This is a genomic window from Rhodoglobus galactosidasius (genome assembly GCF_054957775.1).
Map to the genome: position 1 here is coordinate 40,378 of NZ_JBQIAV010000001.1, position 24,075 is coordinate 64,452.

Genomic DNA, 24,075 nt, shown 5'->3' on the forward strand with positions numbered 1-24,075 from the left:
ATCTCCTACGTTGTTCACTCTCAGCCACCACAATGTTGAGGGTAGAAGAGAGCTCTACGATTTGTTCTCTACTGAAGAACAATAGACCACACATCCGCCAACTTTCCTGTGTGCCCACTCCAAAATTAGGGTGTTCCCGGCGCAGCACCTATCCCACCAGAATCCTTTGTGTGCACTGGCAGAGCACATGACAACCGGCTGAGCTGCAGTTGGGCGAGAGAGTCAGCGACGGCTGCAGCAAGAATCCCGACCGGTGCATGACGGCAACTTTTGGGGTTGGTTGGGAGCACAGGCTAGTCATGCCTAAAATAGGACGTTGGTCCAAGCCTCCTTAGCTCAGCTGGCTAGAGCACCGCTCTTGTAAAGCGGGGGTCGTCGGTTCGAATCCGACAGGAGGCCCAGCAAAGAATGTCGAGGGCCGTCGGGGTTGTCTAAACCCTAGCGGCCCTCGACATTGCTGTTTGACGGGTGGCTACGTCGGGTCGACCATCACCTTGAGGGCGGTGCGCTCATCCATTGCGGTGTAGCCCTCGGGGGTCTGCTCGAGCGGAACGGTCTTGTCGAAGACGAGGCCCGGGTTCACGGTTCCGTCGAGCACTGCGGGCAGCAGTTGTTCGATGTAGGCGCGAGCGGGAGCCACACCACCGGTGAGGGTGACGTTTTTGCCGAACAAGCTGCGGCGGCCGACCGGGGCCTCTTCGTACTGAGGAACACCGACGCGGCTGATCACACCACCGGCACGAACAACACCGAGTGCTTGCTCGTAGGCGGGCATGAAACCGACAGCTTCGAGAACCGCGTGGCTTCCTGAGCCTCCGGTAAGTTCGCGCACCTTCGCGATGCCTTCTTCGCCACGCTCAGCCACGACATCCGTCGCACCGAACGTGATGCCCAGATCGGTGCGCGCCTTGTGGCGCCCCATGAGGATGATGCGTTCGGCACCCATCTGCTTGGCCGACAGGACGGCGAGCAAACCAACAGCGCCATCGCCGATGACGGTGACGGTTTGGCCGGGGGCGACTTGTGCCTTGTGGGCTGCGTGCCATCCAGTGGCGTATACGTCTGAGAGCGAGAGCAACCCGGCATACTGCGACTCGTCGATCGTGCCGGGAACCTTCACGAGGGTGCCGTCCGCGTAGGGCACACGCACTGCCTCGGCCTGGCCGCCAGTGATGCCACCGTTGCCCCAGTAGCCACCGTGGATGCACGACGTCTGTAGCCCTTCGAGACAGAACTCGCAGGTACCGTCCGAGTACGCGAACGGCGCAATCACGAAATCGCCCACCTTGAGGGTGGTGACGTCGTTACCGATTTCTTCGACGGTTCCGATGAACTCGTGCCCGATCGGGCGAGCATCCGCATCCGCTGGCATTGAATGGAACGGGTGCAGGTCGCTGCCGCACACGCAAGCCCGCGTAATGCGCACAATCGCGTCAGTGCTCTCGATGAGCTTGGGGTCGGGTGCAGTGATCACGCGGACATCGCCGGCGCCGTATATGTATGTAGCTCGCATGACTCTATTCAACGCCTGAAAACGGTCAGCGGCGAATCAGTTTTTGTTCAGACAGCAGGAGTAAGTGTCGGCAGCGCGAGGCGCGCATCCCTGCGCACAACCGAAGCCGCGGCCCTAGCTGCGCCCGGCAGGGGCCCGAGCAGCGTCGAGCATGAGAGCCGCAGCTTCGCGCCCCACAGCGAACGGCTCCGCGAAGGTGCCCATTCCCCCGGTCACCAAGCAGCCCTCATAGAGCAGGGTCAGGCTGCGGGCTACGCGCTCGGCATTCGCAATGCCTGCGTCGCGGCATGATTGCTCGATGACTGCGCGCATCCACTTTTTTTGGCGCATTGCTTCAACGGCAATTGGATGTTCGGAGTCGCCCATCTCGCCACGCGCGTTAATCGCACTGCACCCTTTGCCGCTGTAGTCGTGCGCCCACTGTTCCGAGAGATCAAAGATGGCAAGAACCCGCTCGGTGCTTCCCTCTGGAAATTGCGCAAGCCCCTGCTCGAGGTAGTCACGCCAGAGTAGGTCGCGCCGGCGAAGGTAGGCCACAGCGAGCGCATCTTTCGATCCGAAACGGTCATAGAGAGTTTTCTTGGTGACGCCGGCCGCGGCGGCAATCGCATCGACACCGACCGCGTGGATGCCATCGCGGTAGAAGAGATCTGCTGCCGCGGCAAGAAGTCGCTCGGCGCCCGGAGTGTAACTCGGGGTTGCTTCAGGAAGATTCTCGACGGTCATCACATCAGTATACCGTGCTGTATAGTAAACCAAATGAGTAAACAGATCGGTATACCTGCGTGCCTCCTCCTCGTTGGGGCCTCTGCGACCTTTGTGCTGAGCTGGAGCTCCGGGTTCATCATCGCCAAAATCAGCACCGACGCAGCTCCAGCGCTAACTGCCCTGGTGTGGCGTTATCTGCTCGTCGGAGCAATCCGGCTACGTGCTGCCCGTGTATTTGGCAGTCGCAGCCGGAGTCGCAGCCGGAGTCGCAGCCGGAACGACTGCCCTAATTGATGCCATCCAACCGCTGGTTGTCGCAACCCTTGTGGGTCCATTGCTCGGGCTAAAGGTGCGCGCACTGCAGTGGGTAGGGTTGATTCTGGGCGCCATTGGTGTTGCCCTGATTGTTGCTTCAGATGTAACGGCCGCCATCTCCCCCACCCTCGCATACCTACTGCCCCTGGTGGGACTCGCCAGCCTCGTCGCTGCCACTTTTCTGGAACGCCGCAGCACATCACAACTCGGGGTCTTCGCGACGCTCGCCGTGCACGCCACCGTCACGCTCGTAGCGGTGACAGTGCTCGCCGCCGCCACCGGCGCGCTAGTGCCGCCCGCTACGATCACATTCTGGGCATCAACGCTCGTACTAGCCGTACTCCCCACACTCGTCGCTTACGCGCTCTACTGGTATTTGTTGCGTCGGCTAGGCATCACAGCGCTGAACGCGCTGCTCTATCTGGTGGCGCCAACGACCGCCGTGATCGGAAGCCTCCTCTTCTCGGACCCCTTCACCCCTGCCACACTCGTGGGGCTTGTGCTGGGTGCGGTCGCCGTCGCGCTTGTGATTACGCCGGCGCGTGCCCCACGCCGCGGCACGCTCGAAACAACGTCCGGGCGACTGGGTTCGGAATGAATCCTGCCCGCCTCGAACCACGCCGACCGGGACCATCTCTGCGTATGCAGCGCAGCAAGCGCTAACGCTACCTACGGGGCAGGCGTTGGCGTAGGCGTGGAACTCGAGCTCTCGTTGAAGTCGTCTCCAGCAGCCTGGATGACGAAGGCTTGGAAGCTAGCGAGGTCGTTGACTGCACCCTCGTACTTGATTCCGTTCACAAGAACGGTGGGGGTTCCGGTTACCTGAGGCACGTCAGTGTTAGGGAGTGGCCCCGACAGGGCGCGTGCCGTGGAGTTCTTAACCCACGACTTGAACGTCTCCTCCTGAATGCACTCGCTAATGGCGGGCACGTTCTCAACGCCGGCGGTGTCGAGCAGCGCGATGAGGTCATCGTTGCTCAAACCGTTCGTGTTCTCTGCAGGCTGGACGCCCTCAGAGAGGAGCAGCGTGTGGTAGCCGTAGAAATCGTTGGGCGAGGAATCGGCAACACACGCGACAGCGTTCACTGCGCGCGAGGAGTAACGCTGGCCCTGCGAGAAACGGTCAAGAATTGTGATGGGGTGCACTTCGAGGGTAGCCGCACCGTTATCGACCAGGCTCGCGATGTACTCAGCGTTGGTCGCTTCAAAATCGCCACAAATCGGGCACAGGTAGTCGACATAGATTTGGATGTCGAGCACGCCTGATTCCTCATCGGGAACGCTCGGGATAGGGTCGGCATCTGCTTCAAGTGCGCCAGTCGGTGTCGCGATGAAGCCCTGGTCCAAGCGGATGCCGTCGCTGGCAAAGTTCTTCGGGCCGGGCCCCACAGGCTGGTTCGAGTTCACGAGCACGAGCGCAATCACTGCGACGATCGCAATGAGTGCGAGACCTACGCCGCCCTGAAGGAACAGCTTGGTGCGGCGGTCTTTCTTCTTCTGCCCATCGCGCTGAACGCGAGCCTTTTCACGTGCCGCTTCTCGTCGCTCATTCTTGCTGAGTCGGCCATCGCCGGAGTTGCCGTTGCTCAATCGAACCTCATCTGCCGTATTTTTCGCTGTGTGGCCACCAGAAATCACGGCGCACCCGTCGAATTCTAGGAGCAATCTCTGGGAATTGCCCAACTAGAGCCTGAGATTGGGACTTCTGCAGGCGATACCACCCGGTCACGTGACCCCTAAAAGAGTGCGATAATGACCCAACGCGGTTTCGACCGCTGTCCATTCACTAAGGATCGTCCGGCACGTACCTGCCGGTGAAGGAGAAAATACAACAATGGCGTCTGTAACTTTTGACAACGCAACCCGCCTCTACCCTGGATCAACGATCCCGGCTGTAGACAAGCTGAATCTTCATGTTGAAGATGGCGAATTCCTCGTACTCGTCGGCCCCTCCGGTTGCGGCAAGTCCACCAGCCTTCGCATGCTCGCCGGCCTCGAAGAGGTCAACGATGGCAGCATCCTCATCGGAGACCGTGACGTCACTGATGTTCCTCCGAAAGACCGCGACATCGCAATGGTCTTCCAGAACTACGCTCTCTACCCGCACATGACTGTTGCCGAGAACATGGGCTTCGCGCTCAAGATCGCCGGCATCAACAAGGAAGAGCGCGCAGCTCGCGTACTTGAGGCAGCAAAGCTGCTTGACCTCGAGCCCTACCTCGCCCGCAAGCCCAAGGCTCTCTCGGGTGGTCAGCGTCAACGTGTTGCCATGGGTCGCGCGATCGTTCGCCAGCCTCAGGTATTCCTCATGGACGAGCCGCTCTCGAACTTGGACGCGAAGCTTCGCGTTCAGACTCGTACCCAGATCGCTAGCCTTCAACGTCGGCTCGGAGTCACCACCGTTTACGTGACTCACGACCAGACGGAAGCACTCACCATGGGCGACCGCATCGCAGTCCTCAAGGATGGCCTCCTCCAGCAGGTTGGTACCCCTCGTGACCTGTACGAAGCACCGCAGAACATCTTCGTTGCTGGCTTCATCGGCAGCCCCGCAATGAACCTGTTCACCGTTGACATTGTCGACGGTGGCCTCCAGCTCGGCGATGCTGTGGTGCACGTTGACCGCGAAACGCTCGGCGAAACCGATGCTAAGACTGTGACCATCGGTGTTCGCCCAGAAGACGTTCTCGTTTCGACTTCAGGCGCCGGACTTCCGGTTGAAGTTGACCTTGTTGAAGAGCTTGGCGCCGACGGCTACCTCTACGGTCACGCAGAGATCAAGGGCGAGCGGGTCGACATTGTTGCTCGTGTTGATGGCCGTTCACACCCGAACGCTGGCGACCAGGTATTCGTTACGCCTGAGCCTCACCACGTTCACGTGTTTGACATCGAGTCTGGCCTGCGCCTGACAAAGACACCTGTCGTAGCGAGCTAACTCCCGCTTTACGATCGAGCCCGTCGACGTCGAACATTGTTCGGATGCGTCGACGGGCTCGTTTCAGCTTAAGGAAACGTGAATGTCTGGTTCTGTCAACATCACCGCGGCCACTGTCGACCCCGCGCTGCTGGATCTTCCGTGGGAGCTGCCTCTGGAGATGTGGCCTGACGATGCGATCGCGACGCTTCCCAAGGGCATCTCCCGCCATCTGGTGAGATTCGCCAACCTCAGCGGGTACATCGTTGCGATCAAAGAGACGTCAAGCGAGCTAGCTAAGCGCGAATATGAGATGCTGCGCACCCTGCAAAAGCTTGACGTGCCCTGCGTGGATCCACTCGCTGTTATCACCAACCGCACAAGCGCTGACGGTGAAGAACTCAAGTCGGTGCTCGTCACCCGACACTTGCGGTTTTCGCTCCCCTACCGGGCTGTTTACTCGCAAAGCTTGCGACCAGAAACCGCTCGCCGCCTAGTCGATGCGCTCGCAGTGTTACTCGTGCGTGTGCACATCGTCGGCTTCTTCTGGGGCGACGTGTCCCTCTCCAACACCCTCTTTCGCCGCGATGCTGGCGCGTTCGCCGCCTATCTGGTGGATGCCGAAACCGGCCAACTCTATGATCGCCTCTCGAACGGGCAACGCGAGAACGATCTCGAAATCGCACGCGTAAACATTGCGGGTGAACTGCTCGACCTGCAGGCTGGCGGCCGACTCGAACAAGACATCGACCCCGTCGAGATCAGCAACGGCATTGTGGCCCAGTACCGCACACTCTGGCAAGAGCTCACTGGCTCCGAACGCTTCGATCACTCAGAGCGGTGGCGCATCAACCAGCGCGTGGAACGTCTAAACGCTCTCGGCTTCGACATCGAAGAACTCGCCATCAAGACCGAAGATTCGGGCACGCGGGTGCGCATCCAGCCCAAGGTCGTGGATGCCGGACATCACTCACGTCGCCTGCTGCGCCTCACCGGTCTCGACGCTCAAGAGAATCAGGCCCGGCGCCTGCTGAACGACATGGACTCGTACCGAGCGGCATTCGAGAAGCAAGATATGGATGAAGAGATGCTTGCCCACGAGTGGGCCGCTCGCGTCTTTGAGCCCGTGATCCGCGCAATCCCGAAAGCCCTGCGCGGAAAGCTCGAGCCTGCCGAGATTTTCCACCAACTGCTCGACCACCGTCGCCAACTTGCGCAAGATTCAGGCCACGACATTCCGCTAGCTGAAGCCGTCGGCAGCTACGTCGAGAACGTGCTGCAGTTCCGTCGAGACGAAGCGACCATGATTAACCCGCCAACGGGCGCGTTCACCTCGCCCATCACGATCCCCGGCGGCGAACTAGACGGTGACGAGGACGACGAGGGCGAGGGCGAGGGCGACAGCGACAGCGAGGACTGGCGCCTCACGGTTTAGCGCGCGGCGCTGCGCGCTACGAAAGCAACTGCTCGAGGCCGCGGCCTGTCACGTGCTCAAACACAAGATTCGTTTCAGTGTGGGAGACGGCCGGATGACTCGCCAAGTACATGAGCATGAAGTCGCGCAGCTCTGCCGCGCTGCGGGCCGCAACATGCAGCAAGTAGTCGTCTCCGCCACCGGTGTGGAAAAAAGCTAGCACGCCGGGCCAGTTGGGTGCGGCGCTGCGGAATGCATCCACATCTTCGCGCACATGTTTGACGAGCTTGATCGAGATGAGCGCCTGGACGCTCATTCCGAGCTTGGCCACATCGATGTCGGCGTGAAATCCTCGCAAGTAGCCGTCATCGTGCAGTCGGCGTAACCGCTGCGAGACAGTTGACTCCGCAACACCAGCTTGAGCTGCAAGCGCAGAACCCGACATGCGGGCGTTAGCGGCCAAACTGGCGAGGATCGCACGATCTATTGAGTCGATCGGCAAAGCTTTCTGCTCAGTCATGGTGTCCTCCTTGACCGCAGCTTATGCGGAAAACGTCATAATCCGTGAATGATCTACATCAGGAGTTGATTTGTGTCGAAGTTTCTGCTCATATCAGAGGATGCTGCCTCATGACATTCGTCTCGAAACCCTTGCTGTTCACGCGGGAATGGAGGGCGTTCACGAAAGTGGCCAACACGTTCCCTCCATTGACCTCTCGACCACCAACCCCCTACCCAACGTTCTGGACGGCGGCGACTCCTATGAAAACCTCGCTACCGGAAACCCCATCATCGATGGGCACTCCGCCGTATACCAGCGCCTCTGGCAGCCGGGCGTAGCCCGCTTCGAAGACAGTCTCGCCGCGCTTGAAGGCGCAGAAGCCGCCGTCGCGTACGCCAGCGGCATGGCTGCACTCTCTGCAGTGCTCATCTCCATCGCATCCGCAGGTCGCCCCCACGTTGTCGGCGTGCGCCCGCTGTACGGCGGGACCGACCACGTGCTCGACAACGGACTGCTTGGCACCACCGTCACGTGGGCTGACGCCGACTCTGTTGCGGATGCCATTCAGGCCGATACCGGACTCGTCGTGATCGAGTCCCCCGCCAACCCCACGCTTGAGCTCGTCGACATCAAGAAGATCATTGCGGCTGCGGGTGACGTGCCCGTGCTGGTCGACAACACCTTCGCGACCCCCGTGTTGCAGCGCCCGATTGAGCTCGGTGCTGCCATGGCTCTTCACAGCGCAACCAAGTACCTCGGCGGTCACGGCGACGTCATGGGTGGCGTCATCGCAACCAACGAAGAGCACGCCAAGAGCCTACGCAACGTGCGTGCCCTCACCGGCGGTGTGCTTCACCCCTTCGCCGCTTACCTGCTCCACCGTGGACTGCGCACTCTGCCACTGCGCGTGCGGGCACAGCAGGAGACTGCCGACGAACTTGCTCGTCGTCTTGAGGGGCATCCTGCTCTCGCTCGCGTGCTCTACCCCGGTCTGCCCGGCCAGGACCCTGCGGGTCTTATCGGCACTCAGTCTGCTGGCGCCGGTTCGCTCATCGCCCTAGATCTCGCTGGTGGCTATGACGCTGCGGCCAAGTTCACCGAGTCAGTGAAGCTCATCACCCACGCAGTATCGCTGGGCGGAATCGACACTCTCGTGCAGCACCCTGCATCGCTTACACATCGTCCGGTTGCTTCTGAAGCGAAGCCGGGCGCGGGCATCGTGCGCATCTCGATCGGCCTTGAACACGTTGAAGATCTCATGAACGACATCACCGCCGCGCTTGACGCAGTGACTGGCAAGTAGCCAAACTTACTCCGTCGTACGCAAAGCGAAGAGCCGCTGTTCCCTCGGGGACAGCGGCTCTTTCGTTGTATGAATTGAACTACTTCTTTTTGCGTGCGGCTGCGCGCAGCTTCGAGATTTCGTAGAGCGTGACGCTGGCCGCAATTCCGGCGTTGAGCGACTCGGTTGAGGCGCTAATCGGGATCGAGACGATTGCATCGCAGTTCTCGGTGACGAGTCGCGACAGGCCTTTGCCTTCGCTGCCGACAACGATCAACACGGGCTCTTTAGCCAGCGGGAGCGACGGCAGCGATACGTCTCCGTCACCGTCAAGGCCAAGCACGAACACGCCACGCTTCTTGTATTCCTTGATCATCTGCGTGAGGTTGTTGGCCATCGCAACAGGGGTGCGTGCAGCGGCACCAGCAGAGGTCTTCCAGGCGGATGCCGTCATACCCACTGAGCGACGCTGCGGAACAATGACACCCTGGCCGCCAAACGCGGCGACCGATCGCACGATGGCGCCGAGGTTGCGTGGGTCAGTAATGCCATCCAAAGCAACGAGCAGGGGAACCTGGCCTCGCGCCTCAACCTTGTCGAGCAGTTCCATGGGGTGCGCGTACTCGTACGGCGGCACCTTGAGGGCGAAGCCCTGGTGCACCGAGTCGAAACCGGCGAGACGGTCAAGTTCTGGACGCATGACTTCGAGCACCGCAAGGTTGCGCGCCGTAGCCAGCTTCAGGATCTCTTTGACACGGTCATCGTATTCAATGCGCGCAGCCATGTAGAGAGTCTGTGCGGGAATCTTGGCGCGCAGTGCTTCGAGTACCGAGTTGCGGCCGGTGACCATCTCAGACTCGTCGGCAGACTTCGCGACGCGTGACTGAGTTGGTCGGTTCGTACGCTGCTGAGGAGCATCTGTTGGCTTGCCGCCAGTGCGGCGACCGCCAGCTGCTTCGTAACGGTCGGCAGCAGCCTTGCGCTTGCCTGCGGGGTGGTACGGGCGATCGACAGCTTTGGGGGTGGGCTTGCGACCTTCGAGAGCTTGCCGTCCCTGGCCTCCCGAGCCGACCTGGGGGCCTTTGCGGCCCTTGCGTACCGCTCCTGCGCGGGGTTTGTTACCTGGGTTTTTCACGAGTGTTGCTCCTGTCGGAAGCGCCGATTATTCACGGCAAGCTCCAATGCGATCCGGTCGAGTCATCTTCTACAGTGATGCCCGCCGCTGATAGTTCATCACGGATTCGGTCGGCAACAGCAAAATCCTTTGCTGTGCGGGCCGTATTGCGATCCTCAATGAGCTTCTCAACCAGTGCTGACAGAGCAGCAACGGCTGGTTCTGAACGCTCAGAACCCCATCGTGAATCTAGTGGGTTGATACCCAAGACTTGTGCCATAGCGACTACTTGCGATCGCGCGGTGGCGACTGCCGCGAGATCTCCGTCGTCGAGCGCGGCATTACCTGCTCGAATTGTATCGTGTACAACTGCGAGCGCCTGCGGAACGGCCAGATCGTCATCCATCGCTTCACCGAATGCTTCGGGAACCTCGTTGGTGTTGGCAACGTCAAAACGAGTGTCTCGCAGGCGACGGGCCGCACGTTCGATGAACACCTCAAGGCGCTCGAATGCTGCCTCGGCCTCATCAAGCGAGCCATCGGTGTAGTCAATGGTCGAGCGGTAGTGGGCAGCACCCAGCAGGTAACGAACCACTATCGGGCGGGCGGCATCCAAAAGGTCGCGCGCAAACACCGAGTTGCCGAGAGACTTCGACATCTTCTGGCCATTCACATTGACCATGCCGTTGTGCACCCAGTGCTTAGCGAAGTCATCGCCTGCCGCGGTCGACTGGGCAAGCTCGTTTTCGTGATGCGGGAACCGCAAATCAAGGCCACCACCGTGGATGTCGAAGGCCCCACCCAAATATCGGCGAGACATGGCAGAGCACTCGATGTGCCAACCGGGACGCCCGTTGCCCCACGGCGACGGCCACGAGGCAGACTCTGGCTCAGTCGGCTTGCTGCCCTTCCACAGAGCAAAATCGCGAGGATCTCTCTTGGAGCGAGGGTCGGCGTCGCCCGCAACGACCATGTCGTCGAGCTTCTGACGCGTGAGCTCGCCATAGGTCGGCCACGACTGGGTGTCGAAGTAGACGTCACCCGAATCATCTGCTGCAGCGTAAGCGTGACCGCGTTCGATGAGCTTGGTGATCAACTCGCGCATCTCAGAGATGTTGGCGGTAGCGCGCGGCTCATAGGTGGGCGGCAGGATGCCGAGCTCGGTGTAGCCAGCGGTGAACTCGAGTTCACTGCGGTAGGCCAAGGCCCACCATTGTTCGGTAGAGCCCGCTGCTGCAGCATCCATTGTCTGGTTCAAGATCTTGTCGTCTATGTCGGTGACGTTGCGCACCATGGTGACGTCGAGCCCACGGTAGGTCAACCAGCGACGCCAAATGTCATAGACGAGAGCGGAACGGAGATGACCGATGTGGGGTGCTGCCTGAACGGTGGGGCCGCACACGTAGATACCTACTTTGCCCGCTTCACGCGGTTCGAGGTCGACGAGGCTGGCACTCCGAGTGTCATACAGGCGAATAGTCACTGACCAAGTTTAGCGAACGCCGCGCTGTGCTGCATGGACACGCCTGCAGAAGCTACGGACGTGCCACACCCCGTACTGGAAGCTAATCCAGCACACGCGACTAAGCGAAGCTAGGTCAAGCGATTCCACGTTCGTCGTGCGCGAGCCGTGCTCTGAGCCCGCTGTGGATAGACACGTAGGTGGGCATTTGCTGACCGGTAAGCGCCGCCAGGTTGTCGAGGAGGCGCTCAACGTCATCGGTGACTTGCCGCGGAGAGGTGTTCTGGCGAGGAGTGATGCTGACGTGGAGCATGGGCTTGCGTCGCACGCTCGCGGCCGATACTCGGCCAAATAGGATCTCGGGCCGCTGGTCTAGTGACTTCAGCAGCGCGTCGGAGGCGAAAGCGGTGTCGATAACAATCCGCCCATCGGGGCTGTCTTTACCTCCGGTGCGGATGAAGGCGTTGGTGCGCCCACCGCCTAATCGTGTGAGAGCGACGATCAGCAGCACGATGAGAAGCGTGATCGCTGCGAGGGAACCGAAGGCTACCCAGCTAGCTGTGGTGTTGCCGATTGTGGTTCTGGTTATCGCATCGTCGAGCCAAGTGTGCGCGTAAGCGGATGCTGTGGTCCACCACTGTGCCGCAGTGCTCCAGACGAAAACGACGACAATTCCGGCACCCATGGCGAGGAGCATGACACCCACGACGAGAATGAGCGCGCGATTGAGGAACCGGTTGGTGTTGTTCATGAGCGTGTTCCCTTATGCGGCTGCGGTGTTCGTACCCGAGTTTTGACTGCTCGGGTGAGTTGATAGTGTTCCAGTTCGCTGGCAACCAGGTCGCGGATTTGAGAGTCGACAACAGGAAGGCCCGCATCAGGGGCGACGGTGACGTCGACAACACGGCGAGACACCCCGACTGTGATGCGGTCACGGATAATGCCGGTGTGATCGCTGATGTGCTGGGCCAACGCTGCAGCAATGACGGCATTGTCGACGAGTACCGCGCGTCCCTCGGCAATCATTTGATGTTTGGGTAGACGCCCCGGTGTAAGCGCAATCACGCACAAAATAATGCCGATTACGGCCAAAACAGCCGCGGCAGTGATGATCGCCCACACCGGTTGCTGTTCGGGTAGGCGGGTCAGCCACTCGCCGACGGCTACCGGCGAAACGAGCAACGCGGGTTGCAACAGCAGCGAAAGAACGATTTCGGTGCTGAGGTACGCCAGCGCCACTATCGAGAGAACTGCTGCGATTACCATCGCAACAGTTCGGGGGGAGTGCGTCTCTCGGCGGATGATGCGCCGAGATGCTGCATTGCCGCTCATTGAACTCTCCGTACCTCACTGAGAATGGCGCCGGTGATCGTGATGTTCACGCGGGCCACTTCCCTGCCCGTGACCCGTCCGATCCTTTCCCGGAGGCTGGTTTGGGTGGAGCTGAGGCGGTCCACAATCGACCCCGCGGCGTGAACAGCTATGTCGTCATCCAGCGGAGGGATCGACAGCGGGGAGGCGACCGTCACGGTCATCCCTCCACCAGCGGAAGAGACCTTCGCGGTCACACTGCCGCGATCAACGTCCAACGCAGTAGCGCAAATCTGCTCTACCACCTTGAGGATGACTCGGTCGTGGATGACGGTCCTGCCAGGCTGCAGGGTCACCTCAGCGGCGTGTCGAGGTGACCCGTCAGCGCTACGAACCGCGGCTTGCGTCTCCATCAGGAGCTACCCCGACCGCGGAACGCGTCTGCGATTCGGCGAAGGTCTAGCTGCCCGGATGCGAGGCGACCCACAAGCCCACCGATCGCCATCAGTACCGCGACGAGGAGGAACCCCCAGAAGCCGAATTGCAGAATAGCGAACGCGAGGATCGCCCCACTCAGAACGCCGGTCGTGGTGCCACTCATGAGACGCGTGACTCTTCGGGCTCGTCATTGTTGTCCTCGCCAGGGAGGTGCACATCATTGACGGCGACGTTCACTTCGACAACTTCCAGGCCGACGAGGTTGGTGATTGCACCGGCGACACTTGCCCGCACGTTGTCTGATACCTCTTGGATCGGTGTCGGATAGTCAACTACGAGAGTGATGTCGATGGCGGCTTGTGTTTCGCCGACCTCGACCTTTACCCCCTGAGTGAGGTCTGTCGCGTTGAATGCGTCCCGCACGGCGCCGAAGGCGCGAGCTCCTCCGCCACCGAGGGCAAATACGCCGGGAACGGCCCGGGCTGCGATGCCGGCGACCTTCGAAACCACGCCGTCGCTGATCGTCGTCTTACCAGCCGTTGACGTACCCGAATCCAGGTTCGAGGGCGAAGAAGCGCGATCGACGCGCGATCCGGATGTTCCCGAGGACTTGGGTGTGCCACTCTGCGCGGGTGTTACGGAGCTGGTGGACTGGTTTTCATTTTCGGTGACCATGATTCCTCAATCTGTTAAAAGGTTGACCGTCACCGTGTGGCGGCGGATCTCGCGATATCGTCTTTCTACAAATAAGACGCGTTTCGCCCCAAATTCGTCACGAATTTATTTCTGATTGGTTCCGGCATGACTCCCACAGGCGAAAACGGCGCAACCGGCCTTCGGGAGGATGTGGCCGATGGAATCCTTGCGGAGCGTGCCATCGACGGCGATGTTGCAGCTTTTGATCTACTGTGCCGACGCCACGTCCCGATGATGCGTGCCTACGTTGCGCGCATGCTCAGATCCATCAGCGACGCCGACGATGTCGTACAGGACTCACTCCTTCTCGCGTGGCGGCAGCTTCCCACTCTGCGTGACCCTACAAGCGTGAGAGCCTGGCTAATGAAAATTGCCAGCAGACAGGCGCTCACGCACGTACGTCGACGTGCGGCTGATCACGCACTGCCGGAGTGGGAGATCGCTCTCCCCCGTGAGACGGAGCCTGAAAATTTTGCGATTCGGCACGCTCAGCTGCGAGCACTCGCGACAGCTCTGGACACCCTGAGCGACGACCAAAGGCAGTGCTGGCTACTTCGCGAGATTGCAGAACTCAGCTACGAGCAAATCGCCGACGAGCTGGAAATCAGTCCTTCGACCGTCCGGGGTAAACTCGCACGGGCTAGGGCAAGTGTCTACGCACAAATGGAGGGATGGCGGTGACCGAGATCACACCCACCGTGCTGGGATGTGGGAACACCATCGATGAGCTCAGCGACTATCTCGCCGCCGACCGCACTCCCCCGGATCCGAAGATCGAAACATGCCCGGAGTGCCTCAATGCGCTAGCCGGGCTGAACCGCGTCGCTGAGTTATCTCGAGACCTACTCATTCACGAGTCCACCCGTCGGGCATCCCCATCCGAGTCTTGGTTCAGCACCGTCATCGCGAATATCGCCCGCGAGGCGCGTGCGGGACGCTCCCTGCCGCTGCACCATGACAACCCACAGGTTCGCCTGAGCATCACCGAAGGCGCCGTTCGCGCCCTCGTCCGTGCTGTTGGCGACGACATTGACGGTGTGGTGGTTGGCAATACCCGAATCGACGGCGACGCAGAGTCCCTCAACGCACCCGTCGCGATTACGGTGACGGCCAATACCGCGTGGGGCCAACCTGCGCAGCAACTCGCGGAGACCCTCCGCAGCGGTATTCACGATGCGCTGCGGAAGCACACCCACCTTCGTGTCACCGCCGTGAACATCGTGATCAACGACCTGTACGGATACACACGTCAAGAGGAGGCCACCCGATGAGCACCCCCGCCGAACCACGACAGCTCACTGCACGGATCCGGAGCGTGCCCGGAGTCGTTCAAATGTTCCCGCCGTCACCCGCACCCAGTCTGCTCTCCGCCGCCGGAGCGGGCACCCCTAACACCGACCAATCGGTCTGCGTCGAGGTGAAGGAAACACCCAGCGGCACCAGAATCACCGCAAAAATCGCTGCAGCGCCCGATCAGCCAGCACCCGAAACGGCCCGGCAGGTTGCCGATGCGCTCCTGGATGGGGCCGCACCAGGCACCACCGTGGACGTCCAGATAGCCCACATCGCCTAAAACCCCTCGGCCGGTCCGGCGAGTAGATGCCTCCGCCGTCGCCTCGACATCCGAGACATCTTTTCTGGCGGACAGCGCTAGACAGAACGCGGTGGACGGCTGTGGCTTATTAGAGCTGTTGCGATCGCCGCCACACCCTCGCCGCGCCCTGTGAAACCGAGGGCATCGGTAGTTGTGCCGGCAACGCTCACGGGCGCGCCCAGAATGCCGCTCAAGAGTGACTCGGCTTCGACCCTGCGGCGAGACACGATGGGGTGATTACCGATGATCTGAACCGCCACATTGCCCACCTCGAAGCCCGCATCCTGAAGCAAGCGAAGTGCCTCACGCAAGAACACGTCACCGTGTGCGGCTTCAAACTTGGGGTCGCTCGTGCCGAAGACGCTGCCCAAGTCACCGAGATTGGCCGCCGAGAGCAGAGCGTCACAAATGGCGTGCGAGACGACGTCTCCATCGCTGTGCCCCCGGAGGCCGACCTCATCAGGCCAGTACAAGCCAGCGAGCCACAGTGGCTTGGTCTCGTCGTACGCATGCACGTCAGTGCCCATACCAACACGGATGTCTGACGCGGTCGGGGCCATAAACAACTGCTCGGCTCGGCGCAGCTCCCACGCGGTCGTGATCTTGAAAGACAAATGATCTCCAGGAATCACTACGACCGGATGCCCAGCAGCGGCAACCACGGCGGCGTCATCAGTGAACTCTTCGTTAGCTGCCTCATGCGCCGCAACCAGCTGCTCGCGCGGAAACCCCTGTGGCGTCTGAACCGCACTTAGCACTGAACGATCAACTGTCTCCACGATCTGCCCGTTGCCATCCGTGCGTTTGATGGTGTCGGTGACGGAAAGGCCAGGAACAACTCCTGCGCCAGAGCTGCGCACATGTGCCACAACAGAATCAAAAATGGCGCTGGGCGTGAGCGGGCGTGCAGCATCGTGCACAAGAACGACTTCTACCGATGGCTGGAGAAGTGCCAGCGCAGCGGAAACTGACTCCTGGCGAGTTGAACCACCAACGATGACCGTGGATTCGCGACCATCTGCGCCCGGAACCTCACGAATCAACTGCTCGGCAATCTCAACAAACGATGACGGCACCGTCACAATGACCTGAGCTGGCTCCGTCATCGCAAAGACGGCGTCGAGTGCGCGGCTGAGACTTGGTCGCCCCGCGAGCGGAACGAATGCTTTGGGCTCGTTTCGACCGAGACGGGTGCCGCTTCCTGCCCCTACAACAACGACAGCAACGCGAGGTTCAATAGTTGTGCTCATGTGCGAGACAGCAAGCGCCCTAGAAATTAGGAAGCAAGAACCTCATCGAGCACGAGAGATGCCTTCTCTTCGTCAGTCTTTTCAGCCAAAGCAAGCTCAGAGATCAGAATCTGGCGAGCCTTAGCGAGCATGCGCTTTTCGCCAGCGGAGAGGCCACGGTCTTGGTCACGGCGCCAGAGGTCGCGAACAACCTCAGAAACCTTGATGACGTCGCCTGAAGCGAGCTTCTCAAGGTTGGCCTTGTACCGGCGCGACCAGTTGGTGGGCTCTTCAGTAAACGGCGCGCGAAGTACCTCGAACACTGCGTCAAGACCCTCGCGCCCAATAACGTCGCGAACACCCACGAGATCAACATTCTCAGCGGGTACTTCGATGGTGAGATCACCCTGCGTTACGTTGAGCTTGAGATAAACCTTCTCTTCACCCTTAATGGTGCGTTTCTTCACCTCGGTGATAGTTGCAGCACCGTGATGGGGATAAACGACAGTCTCGCCGACCTCAAACAACATGAATAGTGGTCCTCTCGAAGAAAACCCAGTTTATCACAGGTGAAGCATGGTAAGGGTTGCCTAACTAAACCACTCGGCGTGGCTATCGATAGTATTACTGTGTGACAGTACGCACTCGCGCAGCACGCGCCGCAGCATCCGCCCTCATCGTCGGCGCTCTCCTTGTGGGCACCGCCGGTTGCGCGTTCATTACGCCGACCGCAACGCTCAACCAGTACGACCCCAGCGACGGCATCGGTGCTTCCGTTGGCGACGTCAAGGTTCGCAACGTTCTGGCCATCAGCAACGACGACAACTCCGCCGTGAGCCTCATGGTCACCATCATCAACACCAGCTCCTCGAGCGGAAGCCTTCGCCTGCAGTACGAATCAGCAGACGGCGAGCGAGTCGACATCTCCAAGCCGCTCTCGTCGAACGAAGTCAAGAGCTACGGCACCGAGGTCGACGGCGAGACGATCATCATCACCGATGCAGGCGTCATTGCTGGCCAGCTCTTCCCGGTCTACTTTCAATACGGCAACGACAGCGGCACAGAACTTCTCGTTCCTGTGATCGCCGGCGATAACGCGGTCTACTCCGACTTGGCTCCCGCTAGCACACTCGGAGAATAGCCAGACCGCGAACGGGCCTTAGCGCCCGCTCAATCCTCGAAGCGGTAGCCGAGCCCACGCACGGTGACCAACATCGTGGGCTGCGACGGCAGCTTTTCGATTTTCGAACGGATGCGCTTGATATGAACGTCGAGCGTCTTGGTGTCGCCGAAGTAGTCTGCGCCCCACACTCGATCGATTAGCTGGCCACGCGTGAGTACTCGGCCACCATTGCGCAGCAATAGTTCGAGCAGTTCGAATTCCTTGAGCGGCATGCTCACATCGGCCCCATCGACCGTGACGGTGTGGCGTTCCACGTCCATGCGCACTCCACCGGCTTCCAGAACCGACTCATGTTCATCAACGTCTTCGATGCGGCGGCGAAGAACCGCGCGGATGCGAGCCAAGAGCTCGCGGGTGGAATACGGCTTCGTGACATAGTCGTCCGCTCCCAGCTCAAGGCCGACCACGATGTCCACTTCGCTGTCTTTTGCCGTGAGCATGATGATGGGAACGCTAGAGCGTGTGCGAATCTCGCGGCACACCTCGGTGCCCGAGAGTCCAGGAAGCATCAGGTCGAGAAGAAGAACATCTGCGCCGTTGCGATCAAACTCGGCGAGTGCGGCTAGCCCGTCTTCAGCAATTGTTGTTTCATAGCCTTCACGTTCCAACAAGAATGCGAGGGGCTCGCTGAGCGATGACTCATCTTCGACAATCAGAATTCGGGTCATGATTTCTCTCCTGTTGGGTGGGCTACGTCGTGATCGATTTCGGGCAATCGGATGGTGAAGGTTGAGCCTTGGCCAAGTTGTGACCACACACGGATGTCTCCACCGTGGTTTTGCACAACATGTTTAGCGATGCTGAGGCCCAGCCCGCTGCCGCCCGTGTGCCTACTGCGCGCTGGATCACTGCGATAGAAGCGCTCGAATACGCGGTCGAGTTCGCCTTCCGGGATTCCGAGTCCCTGGTCGGTGACTGAGATTTCGATGGCACCCGCTTTTCGGCGAACGCCGATGCCGACCCGCGTGTTTTCTGGCGAGTACTGCACGGCGTTAGAAATGAGGTTGTCAAGGGCAAGCACGAGGAGGGTCTCGTCGCCAAACACTTCAACACCGCTCTCTCCCCCACTGATGAGGGAGACCCGGCTGAGGTCGGCGACAACGCGGTTCTGATCGATCGCGACCGAAACCACCTGATCAATGTCTACCGGTTCGGCCTCTGCGAGCCCGTCTGCGGACTGCAAGCGCGAGAGCTCGATGATCTCCTGCGTGATGCGCGCGAGCCGCTGAGACTCCTTTGTGAGTCGCTTGGCGAAGCGAGTGACCTGCTCTGGCTCGTCTGATGCGCTGACAAGTGCCTCAGCGAGCAATCCGACGGCCCCGATGGGGGTCTTGAGTTCGTGGCTGATGTTCGCCACGAAGTCGCGCCGCACACTGTCGAGGCGATATGACTCGGTGCGATCTTCGGCCAACAGGAGAACGTATCGCGTGCCGAGGCGCGCAACGCGAACAAAAAGATAAATGTTGGCGTCACCGAATGGGCCACGCGATAAATGTACTTCTTGGGCGATCGGCTCCCCCGTGCGCCGAACTTGGTCAACAAACTCCACGAGTTCTGGATGCACGAGCGCATGGTTCCACACCAGGCCGTAGGTGAGCGCACCGTGGGAAGCCTTCATGATGTTGTTCGAAGGATCGAGCACGATTCCCGCGGATTCCAATGCATCAATGACCTGATCGACGCCATCTGGCACGGCAGATGAGACGACGTGGGCTGCTCGCTGACCACGCCGAGCCGCCGCGTAAATGATGAGGGACATGCCGGCACCGAGAATTACCCCAAAGGCGAGGGCGGCTGGCACGAGCCACGCAGAGTCCATAGCGACTAGGTTAGTTACATCTGGAGCGTCTGCTTGCCGCGAGTTCGCGACGAGTGCTCACTTCAGATAAAGTTCAGGCCGCCAACACCTGCTGTTAACCTAATGCGGGCAGGGTGGCCTAAGCCGTGCGGGCTTCGTCATGCCCGTATCGAAGGGACGTAGATAGCGTGCGCGAAGTATTCCAACAAGAATTACGCGAGGTGCAAGACCGCCTCGTCGAAATTGCCAGCCTTGTGGCGGTCTCAATTGAGAACGCCACTCAAGCATTCAATGAATCAGATGTGTCGCTCGCCGAAACGGTGATCGCAGATGACGATGAAATTGATGTTGCGGCTGCAGAACTCGACGAACTAGCGATCAACATCCTCGCTCGTCAACAACCAGTCGCTCGAGACTTGAGAATTGTGGTGAGCGCTCTGCGCATCAGCGCATCACTTGAGCGCATGGGTGACATGGCTGAGCACATTGCTCAGCTTGCTCGTTACCGGTTCCCCGACAAGGTGGTGCCCAAGTCACTGCGGGGTACATTCGCCGAACTCGGTGCACTCGACGTAGCTGTTGCCAAGAAGCTCGTTGAGCTGCTCAAACATGAAGACGTGCGCATTGCCGAAGAGATTCGCAATGACGACGACAAGATCGACGCTCTGCACTTGAGCGTGTTCGACAAGGTGCTCGGCGAGACCTGGAAGGGTGCAGCGGTCGATACCGTAGATGCCACTCTGGCGTCGCGCTACCACGAGCGTTTCGCAGACCACGCGGTCTCGATCGCCAAAAAGGTGCAGTACTTGGCTACCGGCGACTGGGTTCCGACAGACGACTAGCTTCCAACGAACAGAAGCCTCGGCGAGAGCGAATCTCACCGAGGCTTCTGTGTGCGTGCGTGTGTTCTAGGGCTGCTACTTCTTGCCTTGCGAGGCGACGGCAGCAGCTCCTGCTTCGGCAGCCTCGGGGTCAAGGTAATAGGCCGGCTTGATGGGCATGAAGTTGTCATCGAGCTCGTAGATGAGCGGAATACCGGTCGGGATGTTGAGGCTCGCGATGGCATCATCTGAGATGCCATCGAGGTGCTTCACGAGCGCGCGCAGCGAGTTGCCGTGGGCGGTGACGAGCACGGTCTTGCCTGCGGCGAGATCCTTGGTGATGTCAGATTCCCAGTAAGGCAGCATGCGGTCGATGACGAGCTTGAGGCTTTCAGTGCGAGGAATCTCGCCGTCAATGCCCACGTAACGACGATCATGCACCTGGCTGTACTCGGCGTCATCGCCCAGTACAGGCGGCGGCATATCGAAGCTGCGACGCCAAGTCATGAACTTCTCTTCGCCGAACTCTTCAAGAGTTTGAGCCTTGTCTTTGCCCTGCAGGGCACCGTAGTGGCGCTCGTTGAGACGCCACGAACGCTTCACGGGCAGCCAGTCGAGGTCGGCAACCTGCAACGCGATGTTTGCGGTGTGAATCGCACGCTTGAGCAGCGAGGTGTACTGAACGTCAGGCTGCTTGTTGAAAGCGGCGATCAGTTCGCCGGCGCGCGTTGCTTCGGTGCGGCCTTGATCGGTGAGCCCAACATCCACCCATCCGGTGAAGAGGTTCTTTTGGTTCCATTCGGAGTTGCCGTGGCGCAACAAAATCAGGGTGTGAGTCATAACTCAAGCGTACCGAGAATCGAGGGATGCTGGCGCTAGCGCTTGACGGCTCCGAGACGCGGCAAGCGGGGCACGTTGGCTTCGGCTCCCGCGTCTGTTGGCACGATCACTTCTTGCGCCGCCGAAATTTCACCCACGTCGGAGGCAACAGCCAATGTTTCTGTGGCATCCACCCCACGTTTGATCATTGCGAGTGCGATGGGGCCGAGTTCGAAGTGGCGGGCGGACGCAGTAACAGAACCAACAACTTTCTCTCCGAGGCTGACTTCTGCGCCGGCTTCGGGCAGTGCACCCTCTGAGCCGTCGAGGTGCAGCATGACGAGTCGACGCGGTGGGTGCCCAAGGTTGTGCACTTTGGCGACGGTCTCTTGGCCGCGGTAGCAGCCCTTGTTGAGATGAACTGCTGAGCGCAGCCAGTCGAGTTCGTGCGGGATGGTGCGCTCGTCGACTTCAGTGCTGAACCGCGGTCGCCAAGCTGCGATGCGCAGGGCTTCGAATGCGAGCGAACCGGAGGCCGCAAGGTCGCTGAGGTCTGCATCGGTTGCGACGAGCGACTCTCGGTAGTTCCAGGTGGCAGCGGGGTGGTGCTCAGTCCGCGAGTACTGGTGGCCGCCACGGGCAACGCTCGCCCACGAGTCGTTCCACACCAAGGGGACACCGTTCGACTCAGCTACCGGAAGAGTGACATCGCCGAAGCTACCGATGGTCAGAAAGTCATCGCTGCGATCGGCGATCTCGACGCGAAGCATAAAGCGCATGCGATCGAGCCACTTGGCGAGCGCCTCACGTTGGGAACCATCAACAAGCAACCACGCGGTTTCGGAGTCATCGATAACACGCATCGCGTGTTCGATTCGCCCGTTGGGGTTCAGCAATAGCGTTTCTGAGCTCTCGCCTGCGGTAAGGCCAGTGAGTGCTTGCGTCGTGAGCGAGTCAAGCCAGGTGAGCCGGTCGGGGCCGGTGATCGTAATCACGGCGCGATCGGCCAGCTCAACGACTGATTCGCCGTCGGCGAGCGCACGCTGTTCGCCGAAAGGGTTGCCGTAGTGCTCGGGCGGATCGCCCACAGCACCCGGCCGGGAAGTGAAAGTACTATTCGACACGAGCGAGCCGTCCTGATGCGTGATTGCGGAGGTTTTGGCCGAGAGCGGCGATATCCCACGCCCACAGCAGGTGAGCATCCACGAGTCCATAGAGCCGGGTTGCTGCAGTGTATTCCTTAGCACTCTCAGTGCGCATAACTGCGTCTGTTGCTAAATCGATGCGGGGCCCTGCGACCTCGCCGATATAAATTTCGTTGATGCCGCTAGGATGCACAATCGACACTTCGATCTCGAATCCACCGTTGGGTGTGCGCAACGTTTCGACCTCGTCGGCAGTCGTGAACGGCTTCGTTCCGACAGCGGGCAGGAGTCCGGGACCAGGATCGCCGTCAGCGGCTGGGCGACGCAGTCGCCAATATCCAGTTTCGGCTACGTAAGGGGTTTGCTGCTCGTCGAGCAACCACGTGTATGAGCTGTAGTTGAGGTGCGGGAGACCGTCGTGCGTAAAGCTAATGCGCTGACCGAACTCGATGCTGCGCGTCTCTTCACCGATTGTGTAATCGACAACACCGGTGCCCTCCCACAGGCCAATAAGCCAGGAGAGTGGGGCAAGCTCGGCAGGGCCGGAGGTGTCTAACTCGATCACAATTCGGCGCGGTTAGCGCTGGCCGCGAAACAGGTTGTAGACCACAACGACCGACACGTAGCCGATCGACAGCGTCGCGAGACCGAGAAGGCCGACGAAGAAGAGCTCAAGTGCGAGAAGCATGTACTAATCCTATCTGTGTGCGGCGCCAGTGCACTAAATGAGGGCAAAAATTGCTGTTGCTGCGGCAACTATTGCGAGCGCACCAACCATGCTGGCCGTAGCCCGTGCCACAAAGCGTTCTTTGCGCTGAATGGCGATCTGGATCACAAACGTCAGCACGACCGCACTGGCAAGGGTGATCGCCAACCAAGTGACGCGCATGTCAGGGGTCGCGGTGGCACCGATGATAATCGCACCGGTAAGGCTCAACAGCCACACCGGAACTACGCTCCACTTTTGCCACGTCATACCCCCATCGTATCTAGATCGCACTGGACGGCACGCGTTCATCGGCACTCTGAACGGTGGGTAGAATACCTTTTACGCAGTGGGGAGGCCACATATGGCAAACATCTTGATGCTTAGCTCTGCGCCTGACGCTGAACCACTACCCGCCCTGGGTTTGCTCAGCCATACGGTCGAAGTGGTCGTCGCTGCGCCCGCAACACTCGTCGCAGCCCCGACAACCGATCTGATCATTGTCGATGCGACCACCAATCTTGCCGCCGCCAAGGGGCTCTGCAACGTCCTCAACTCCGGCGGAATCGGGTGCCCGCTGTTCGTCGTCGTCACTGATGGTGGCATCGCCGCCGTCAACAGCCAGTGGCACATCGACGACCTCTTTGTTGTCGGTGCTGGACCAGCCGAGGTGGATGCCCGCATCCGCCTGGCGATGGCGCGCCGCGAAGGTGAGAGTTCGGCATCCAAGATCCGTGCATCCGGAATCGTCATCGACGAAGCCAGCTATTCGGCCAAAGCCAAAGACCGCTCACTCGACCTCACGTTCAAAGAGTTTGAGCTGCTGCGCTTTCTTGCCTCACACCCCTCGCACGTCTTCACCCGTGAACAATTGCTGAGCGAGGTGTGGGGCTATGACTACTTCGGCGGCACCCGCACCGTTGACGTTCACGTACGTCGCTTGCGCGCAAAGCTTGGCGACCTTGAGTCTCTTATCGGCACTGTGCGCAACGTCGGCTACTGCTTCAACATTGCCGAAGAACCCGAAAAACCTGCCACCGTGGCAGTTCCTGACAGCCTCGCAACGGAGTCAGCCGACGCTGAACAAGAGCGCATCGCAGTCTAAGCAACG

29 protein-coding genes and 1 tRNA gene are annotated in these 24,075 nt (G+C 60.1%); 11 read left to right on the forward strand and 19 right to left on the reverse strand.

Features of this window, described 5'->3' with window-relative positions; translation table 11 throughout:
• Nucleotides 1–325: 325 nt before the first annotated feature.
• Nucleotides 326–399: transfer RNA gene (locus ACTJJW_RS00225), tRNA-Thr, on the forward strand.
• A 73-nt stretch (nt 400–472) separates the two neighbouring features.
• Here the strand turns inward: ACTJJW_RS00225 and ACTJJW_RS00230 are convergent.
• Both ACTJJW_RS00230 and ACTJJW_RS00235 read right to left on the reverse strand, forming a co-directional pair.
• On the reverse strand, nt 473–1,513 hold the full coding sequence (locus ACTJJW_RS00230; RefSeq protein ID WP_462641985.1) for a zinc-dependent alcohol dehydrogenase family protein: 1,041 nt from the start codon (nt 1,511–1,513) through the stop codon (nt 473–475).
• A gap of 114 nt (nt 1,514–1,627) precedes the next feature.
• Nucleotides 1,628–2,239, reverse strand: coding sequence for a TetR/AcrR family transcriptional regulator (locus ACTJJW_RS00235; RefSeq protein WP_462641986.1), 612 nt, complete (start codon nt 2,237–2,239; stop codon nt 1,628–1,630).
• A gap of 211 nt (nt 2,240–2,450) precedes the next feature.
• Here ACTJJW_RS00235 and ACTJJW_RS00240 point away from each other — a divergent pair, with 211 nt between their 5' ends.
• On the forward strand, nt 2,451–3,134 hold the full coding sequence (locus ACTJJW_RS00240; protein ID WP_462641987.1) for a DMT family transporter: 684 nt from the start codon (nt 2,451–2,453) through the stop codon (nt 3,132–3,134).
• 71 nt (nt 3,135–3,205) lie between these two features.
• Here the strand turns inward: ACTJJW_RS00240 and ACTJJW_RS00245 are convergent, their stop codons facing one another.
• A complete protein-coding gene (locus ACTJJW_RS00245; protein WP_462641988.1) occupies nt 3,206–4,174 on the reverse strand; it encodes a DsbA family protein in 969 nt (322 codons plus the stop codon).
• 196 nt (nt 4,175–4,370) lie between these two features.
• Between ACTJJW_RS00245 and ACTJJW_RS00250 the strand changes: the two genes are divergently transcribed.
• The gene (locus ACTJJW_RS00250) at nt 4,371–5,471 is read left to right on the forward strand and encodes an ABC transporter ATP-binding protein (RefSeq protein ID WP_462641989.1); all 1,101 of its coding nucleotides are present in this window, start codon (nt 4,371–4,373) and stop codon (nt 5,469–5,471) included.
• Nucleotides 5,472–5,553: 82 nt separating this feature from the next.
• Entirely contained in the window at nt 5,554–6,885 is a 1,332-nt protein-coding gene (locus ACTJJW_RS00255) for a DUF4032 domain-containing protein (RefSeq protein ID WP_462641990.1), read from the forward strand.
• A 16-nt stretch (nt 6,886–6,901) separates the two neighbouring features.
• On the opposite strand, the gene ACTJJW_RS00260 is transcribed toward ACTJJW_RS00255, so the two are convergent.
• A complete protein-coding gene (locus tag ACTJJW_RS00260) occupies nt 6,902–7,384 on the reverse strand; it encodes an Lrp/AsnC family transcriptional regulator (protein ID WP_462641991.1) in 483 nt (160 codons plus the stop codon).
• A 100-nt stretch (nt 7,385–7,484) separates the two neighbouring features.
• On the opposite strand from ACTJJW_RS00260, the gene ACTJJW_RS00265 reads away from it, so the two are divergent.
• A complete protein-coding gene (locus ACTJJW_RS00265; RefSeq protein WP_462641992.1) occupies nt 7,485–8,669 on the forward strand; it encodes a trans-sulfuration enzyme family protein in 1,185 nt (394 codons plus the stop codon).
• Between the two features lie 79 nt (nt 8,670–8,748).
• Here the strand turns inward: ACTJJW_RS00265 and rlmB are convergent, their stop codons facing one another.
• From rlmB to ACTJJW_RS00300, 7 genes are all read right to left on the reverse strand, one after another.
• Nucleotides 8,749–9,783, reverse strand: coding sequence for a 23S rRNA (guanosine(2251)-2'-O)-methyltransferase RlmB (rlmB, locus tag ACTJJW_RS00270; RefSeq protein ID WP_462641993.1), 1,035 nt, complete (start codon nt 9,781–9,783; stop codon nt 8,749–8,751).
• A 31-nt stretch (nt 9,784–9,814) separates the two neighbouring features.
• Entirely contained in the window at nt 9,815–11,245 is a 1,431-nt protein-coding gene (gene cysS, locus ACTJJW_RS00275) for a cysteine--tRNA ligase (RefSeq protein WP_462641994.1), read from the reverse strand.
• Between the two features lie 115 nt (nt 11,246–11,360).
• Entirely contained in the window at nt 11,361–11,975 is a 615-nt protein-coding gene (locus ACTJJW_RS00280; RefSeq protein ID WP_462641995.1) for a hypothetical protein, read from the reverse strand.
• Nucleotides 11,972–12,556 (reverse strand): Asp23/Gls24 family envelope stress response protein, encoded by a 585-nt coding sequence (locus tag ACTJJW_RS00285; protein ID WP_462641996.1) that lies wholly within the window; start codon nt 12,554–12,556, stop codon nt 11,972–11,974. Before ACTJJW_RS00285 ends, ACTJJW_RS00280 begins: the two co-directional genes overlap by 4 nt.
• Nucleotides 12,553–12,948 (reverse strand): hypothetical protein, encoded by a 396-nt coding sequence (locus ACTJJW_RS00290; protein WP_462641997.1) that lies wholly within the window; start codon nt 12,946–12,948, stop codon nt 12,553–12,555. Before ACTJJW_RS00290 ends, ACTJJW_RS00285 begins: the two co-directional genes overlap by 4 nt.
• Nucleotides 12,948–13,136 (reverse strand): DUF2273 domain-containing protein, encoded by a 189-nt coding sequence (locus ACTJJW_RS00295; RefSeq protein ID WP_341952717.1) that lies wholly within the window; start codon nt 13,134–13,136, stop codon nt 12,948–12,950. Before ACTJJW_RS00295 ends, ACTJJW_RS00290 begins: the two co-directional genes overlap by 1 nt.
• The gene (locus ACTJJW_RS00300) at nt 13,133–13,648 is read right to left on the reverse strand and encodes an Asp23/Gls24 family envelope stress response protein (protein WP_462641998.1); all 516 of its coding nucleotides are present in this window, start codon (nt 13,646–13,648) and stop codon (nt 13,133–13,135) included. Before ACTJJW_RS00300 ends, ACTJJW_RS00295 begins: the two co-directional genes overlap by 4 nt.
• Nucleotides 13,649–13,774: 126 nt before the next feature.
• Between ACTJJW_RS00300 and ACTJJW_RS00305 the strand changes: the two genes are divergently transcribed.
• From ACTJJW_RS00305 to ACTJJW_RS00315, 3 genes are read left to right on the forward strand one after another with little or no spacing between them, the layout of a single operon-like run.
• Nucleotides 13,775–14,350, forward strand: coding sequence for an RNA polymerase sigma factor (locus tag ACTJJW_RS00305; protein ID WP_462641999.1), 576 nt, complete (start codon nt 13,775–13,777; stop codon nt 14,348–14,350).
• Nucleotides 14,347–14,940, forward strand: a complete 594-nt coding sequence (locus ACTJJW_RS00310) for an Asp23/Gls24 family envelope stress response protein (RefSeq protein ID WP_462642000.1) — start codon at nt 14,347–14,349, stop codon at nt 14,938–14,940. The genes ACTJJW_RS00305 and ACTJJW_RS00310 overlap by 4 nt, the downstream gene beginning before the upstream one ends.
• On the forward strand, nt 14,937–15,242 hold the full coding sequence (locus ACTJJW_RS00315; protein WP_462642001.1) for a hypothetical protein: 306 nt from the start codon (nt 14,937–14,939) through the stop codon (nt 15,240–15,242). The genes ACTJJW_RS00310 and ACTJJW_RS00315 overlap by 4 nt, the downstream gene beginning before the upstream one ends.
• Nucleotides 15,243–15,319: 77 nt before the next feature.
• Here the strand turns inward: ACTJJW_RS00315 and ispD are convergent, their stop codons facing one another.
• Together ispD and ACTJJW_RS00325 are read right to left on the reverse strand one after the other, a co-directional pair.
• The gene (gene ispD, locus ACTJJW_RS00320) at nt 15,320–16,513 is read right to left on the reverse strand and encodes a 2-C-methyl-D-erythritol 4-phosphate cytidylyltransferase (protein ID WP_462642002.1); all 1,194 of its coding nucleotides are present in this window, start codon (nt 16,511–16,513) and stop codon (nt 15,320–15,322) included.
• A gap of 26 nt (nt 16,514–16,539) precedes the next feature.
• Nucleotides 16,540–17,022 (reverse strand): CarD family transcriptional regulator, encoded by a 483-nt coding sequence (locus ACTJJW_RS00325; RefSeq protein ID WP_449625291.1) that lies wholly within the window; start codon nt 17,020–17,022, stop codon nt 16,540–16,542.
• 101 nt (nt 17,023–17,123) lie between these two features.
• On the opposite strand from ACTJJW_RS00325, the gene ACTJJW_RS00330 reads away from it, so the two are divergent.
• The gene (locus tag ACTJJW_RS00330) at nt 17,124–17,633 is read left to right on the forward strand and encodes a hypothetical protein (protein ID WP_462642003.1); all 510 of its coding nucleotides are present in this window, start codon (nt 17,124–17,126) and stop codon (nt 17,631–17,633) included.
• Between the two features lie 29 nt (nt 17,634–17,662).
• Here ACTJJW_RS00330 and ACTJJW_RS00335 read toward each other — a convergent pair whose 3' ends face one another.
• Together ACTJJW_RS00335 and ACTJJW_RS00340 are read right to left on the reverse strand one after the other, a co-directional pair.
• Nucleotides 17,663–18,343, reverse strand: coding sequence for a response regulator (locus ACTJJW_RS00335; RefSeq protein ID WP_462642004.1), 681 nt, complete (start codon nt 18,341–18,343; stop codon nt 17,663–17,665).
• On the reverse strand, nt 18,340–19,494 hold the full coding sequence (locus tag ACTJJW_RS00340; RefSeq protein ID WP_462642005.1) for a sensor histidine kinase: 1,155 nt from the start codon (nt 19,492–19,494) through the stop codon (nt 18,340–18,342). The genes ACTJJW_RS00335 and ACTJJW_RS00340 overlap by 4 nt, the downstream gene beginning before the upstream one ends.
• A 167-nt stretch (nt 19,495–19,661) precedes the next feature.
• On the opposite strand from ACTJJW_RS00340, the gene phoU reads away from it, so the two are divergent.
• Entirely contained in the window at nt 19,662–20,315 is a 654-nt protein-coding gene (phoU, locus tag ACTJJW_RS00345; protein ID WP_010203600.1) for a phosphate signaling complex protein PhoU, read from the forward strand.
• 75 nt (nt 20,316–20,390) lie between these two features.
• Here the strand turns inward: phoU and ACTJJW_RS00350 are convergent, their stop codons facing one another.
• The 4 genes from ACTJJW_RS00350 to ACTJJW_RS00365 form a co-directional block, all read right to left on the reverse strand.
• Nucleotides 20,391–21,134, reverse strand: a complete 744-nt coding sequence (locus ACTJJW_RS00350) for a phosphoglyceromutase (protein WP_462642006.1) — start codon at nt 21,132–21,134, stop codon at nt 20,391–20,393.
• Between the two features lie 35 nt (nt 21,135–21,169).
• Nucleotides 21,170–22,237 (reverse strand): CAF17-like 4Fe-4S cluster assembly/insertion protein YgfZ, encoded by a 1,068-nt coding sequence (ygfZ, locus tag ACTJJW_RS00355; protein WP_462642007.1) that lies wholly within the window; start codon nt 22,235–22,237, stop codon nt 21,170–21,172.
• Complete coding sequence (locus tag ACTJJW_RS00360; protein ID WP_462642008.1) at nt 22,227–22,823, reverse strand: heme-binding beta-barrel domain-containing protein; 597 nt, start codon at nt 22,821–22,823, stop codon at nt 22,227–22,229. The genes ygfZ and ACTJJW_RS00360 overlap by 11 nt, the downstream gene beginning before the upstream one ends.
• A gap of 156 nt (nt 22,824–22,979) precedes the next feature.
• Nucleotides 22,980–23,234 (reverse strand): hypothetical protein, encoded by a 255-nt coding sequence (locus tag ACTJJW_RS00365; RefSeq protein ID WP_462642009.1) that lies wholly within the window; start codon nt 23,232–23,234, stop codon nt 22,980–22,982.
• Between the two features lie 94 nt (nt 23,235–23,328).
• Here ACTJJW_RS00365 and ACTJJW_RS00370 point away from each other — a divergent pair, with 94 nt between their 5' ends.
• A complete protein-coding gene (locus ACTJJW_RS00370) occupies nt 23,329–24,069 on the forward strand; it encodes a winged helix-turn-helix domain-containing protein (RefSeq protein ID WP_462642010.1) in 741 nt (246 codons plus the stop codon).
• Nucleotides 24,070–24,075: the final 6 nt, after the last annotated feature.

Coding starts and splice junctions, on each gene's coding strand:
- ACTJJW_RS00235 (WP_462641986.1), bottom strand. CDS start 2,239: ATGACCGTCGAGAATCTTCCTGAAGCAACCCCGAGTTACACTCCGGGC.
- ACTJJW_RS00250 (WP_462641989.1), top strand. CDS start 4,371: ATGGCGTCTGTAACTTTTGACAACGCAACCCGCCTCTACCCTGGATCA.
- ACTJJW_RS00305 (WP_462641999.1), top strand. CDS start 13,775: ATGACTCCCACAGGCGAAAACGGCGCAACCGGCCTTCGGGAGGATGTG.
- ACTJJW_RS00350 (WP_462642006.1), bottom strand. CDS start 21,134: ATGACTCACACCCTGATTTTGTTGCGCCACGGCAACTCCGAATGGAAC.
- ACTJJW_RS00325 (WP_449625291.1), bottom strand. CDS start 17,022: ATGTTGTTTGAGGTCGGCGAGACTGTCGTTTATCCCCATCACGGTGCT.
- ACTJJW_RS00255 (WP_462641990.1), top strand. CDS start 5,554: ATGTCTGGTTCTGTCAACATCACCGCGGCCACTGTCGACCCCGCGCTG.
- ACTJJW_RS00335 (WP_462642004.1), bottom strand. CDS start 18,343: ATGACCCGAATTCTGATTGTCGAAGATGAGTCATCGCTCAGCGAGCCC.
- ispD (WP_462642002.1), bottom strand. CDS start 16,513: ATGAGCACAACTATTGAACCTCGCGTTGCTGTCGTTGTTGTAGGGGCA.
- ACTJJW_RS00370 (WP_462642010.1), top strand. CDS start 23,329: ATGGCAAACATCTTGATGCTTAGCTCTGCGCCTGACGCTGAACCACTA.
- ACTJJW_RS00265 (WP_462641992.1), top strand. CDS start 7,485: ATGCTGCCTCATGACATTCGTCTCGAAACCCTTGCTGTTCACGCGGGA.
- ACTJJW_RS00280 (WP_462641995.1), bottom strand. CDS start 11,975: ATGAACAACACCAACCGGTTCCTCAATCGCGCGCTCATTCTCGTCGTG.
- ACTJJW_RS00365 (WP_462642009.1), bottom strand. CDS start 23,234: ATGACGTGGCAAAAGTGGAGCGTAGTTCCGGTGTGGCTGTTGAGCCTT.
- ACTJJW_RS00315 (WP_462642001.1), top strand. CDS start 14,937: ATGAGCACCCCCGCCGAACCACGACAGCTCACTGCACGGATCCGGAGC.
- ACTJJW_RS00340 (WP_462642005.1), bottom strand. CDS start 19,494: ATGGACTCTGCGTGGCTCGTGCCAGCCGCCCTCGCCTTTGGGGTAATT.
- ACTJJW_RS00295 (WP_341952717.1), bottom strand. CDS start 13,136: ATGAGTGGCACCACGACCGGCGTTCTGAGTGGGGCGATCCTCGCGTTC.
- ACTJJW_RS00300 (WP_462641998.1), bottom strand. CDS start 13,648: ATGGTCACCGAAAATGAAAACCAGTCCACCAGCTCCGTAACACCCGCG.
- ACTJJW_RS00285 (WP_462641996.1), bottom strand. CDS start 12,556: ATGAGCGGCAATGCAGCATCTCGGCGCATCATCCGCCGAGAGACGCAC.
- ACTJJW_RS00290 (WP_462641997.1), bottom strand. CDS start 12,948: ATGGAGACGCAAGCCGCGGTTCGTAGCGCTGACGGGTCACCTCGACAC.
- ACTJJW_RS00230 (WP_462641985.1), bottom strand. CDS start 1,513: ATGCGAGCTACATACATATACGGCGCCGGCGATGTCCGCGTGATCACT.
- ACTJJW_RS00260 (WP_462641991.1), bottom strand. CDS start 7,384: ATGACTGAGCAGAAAGCTTTGCCGATCGACTCAATAGATCGTGCGATC.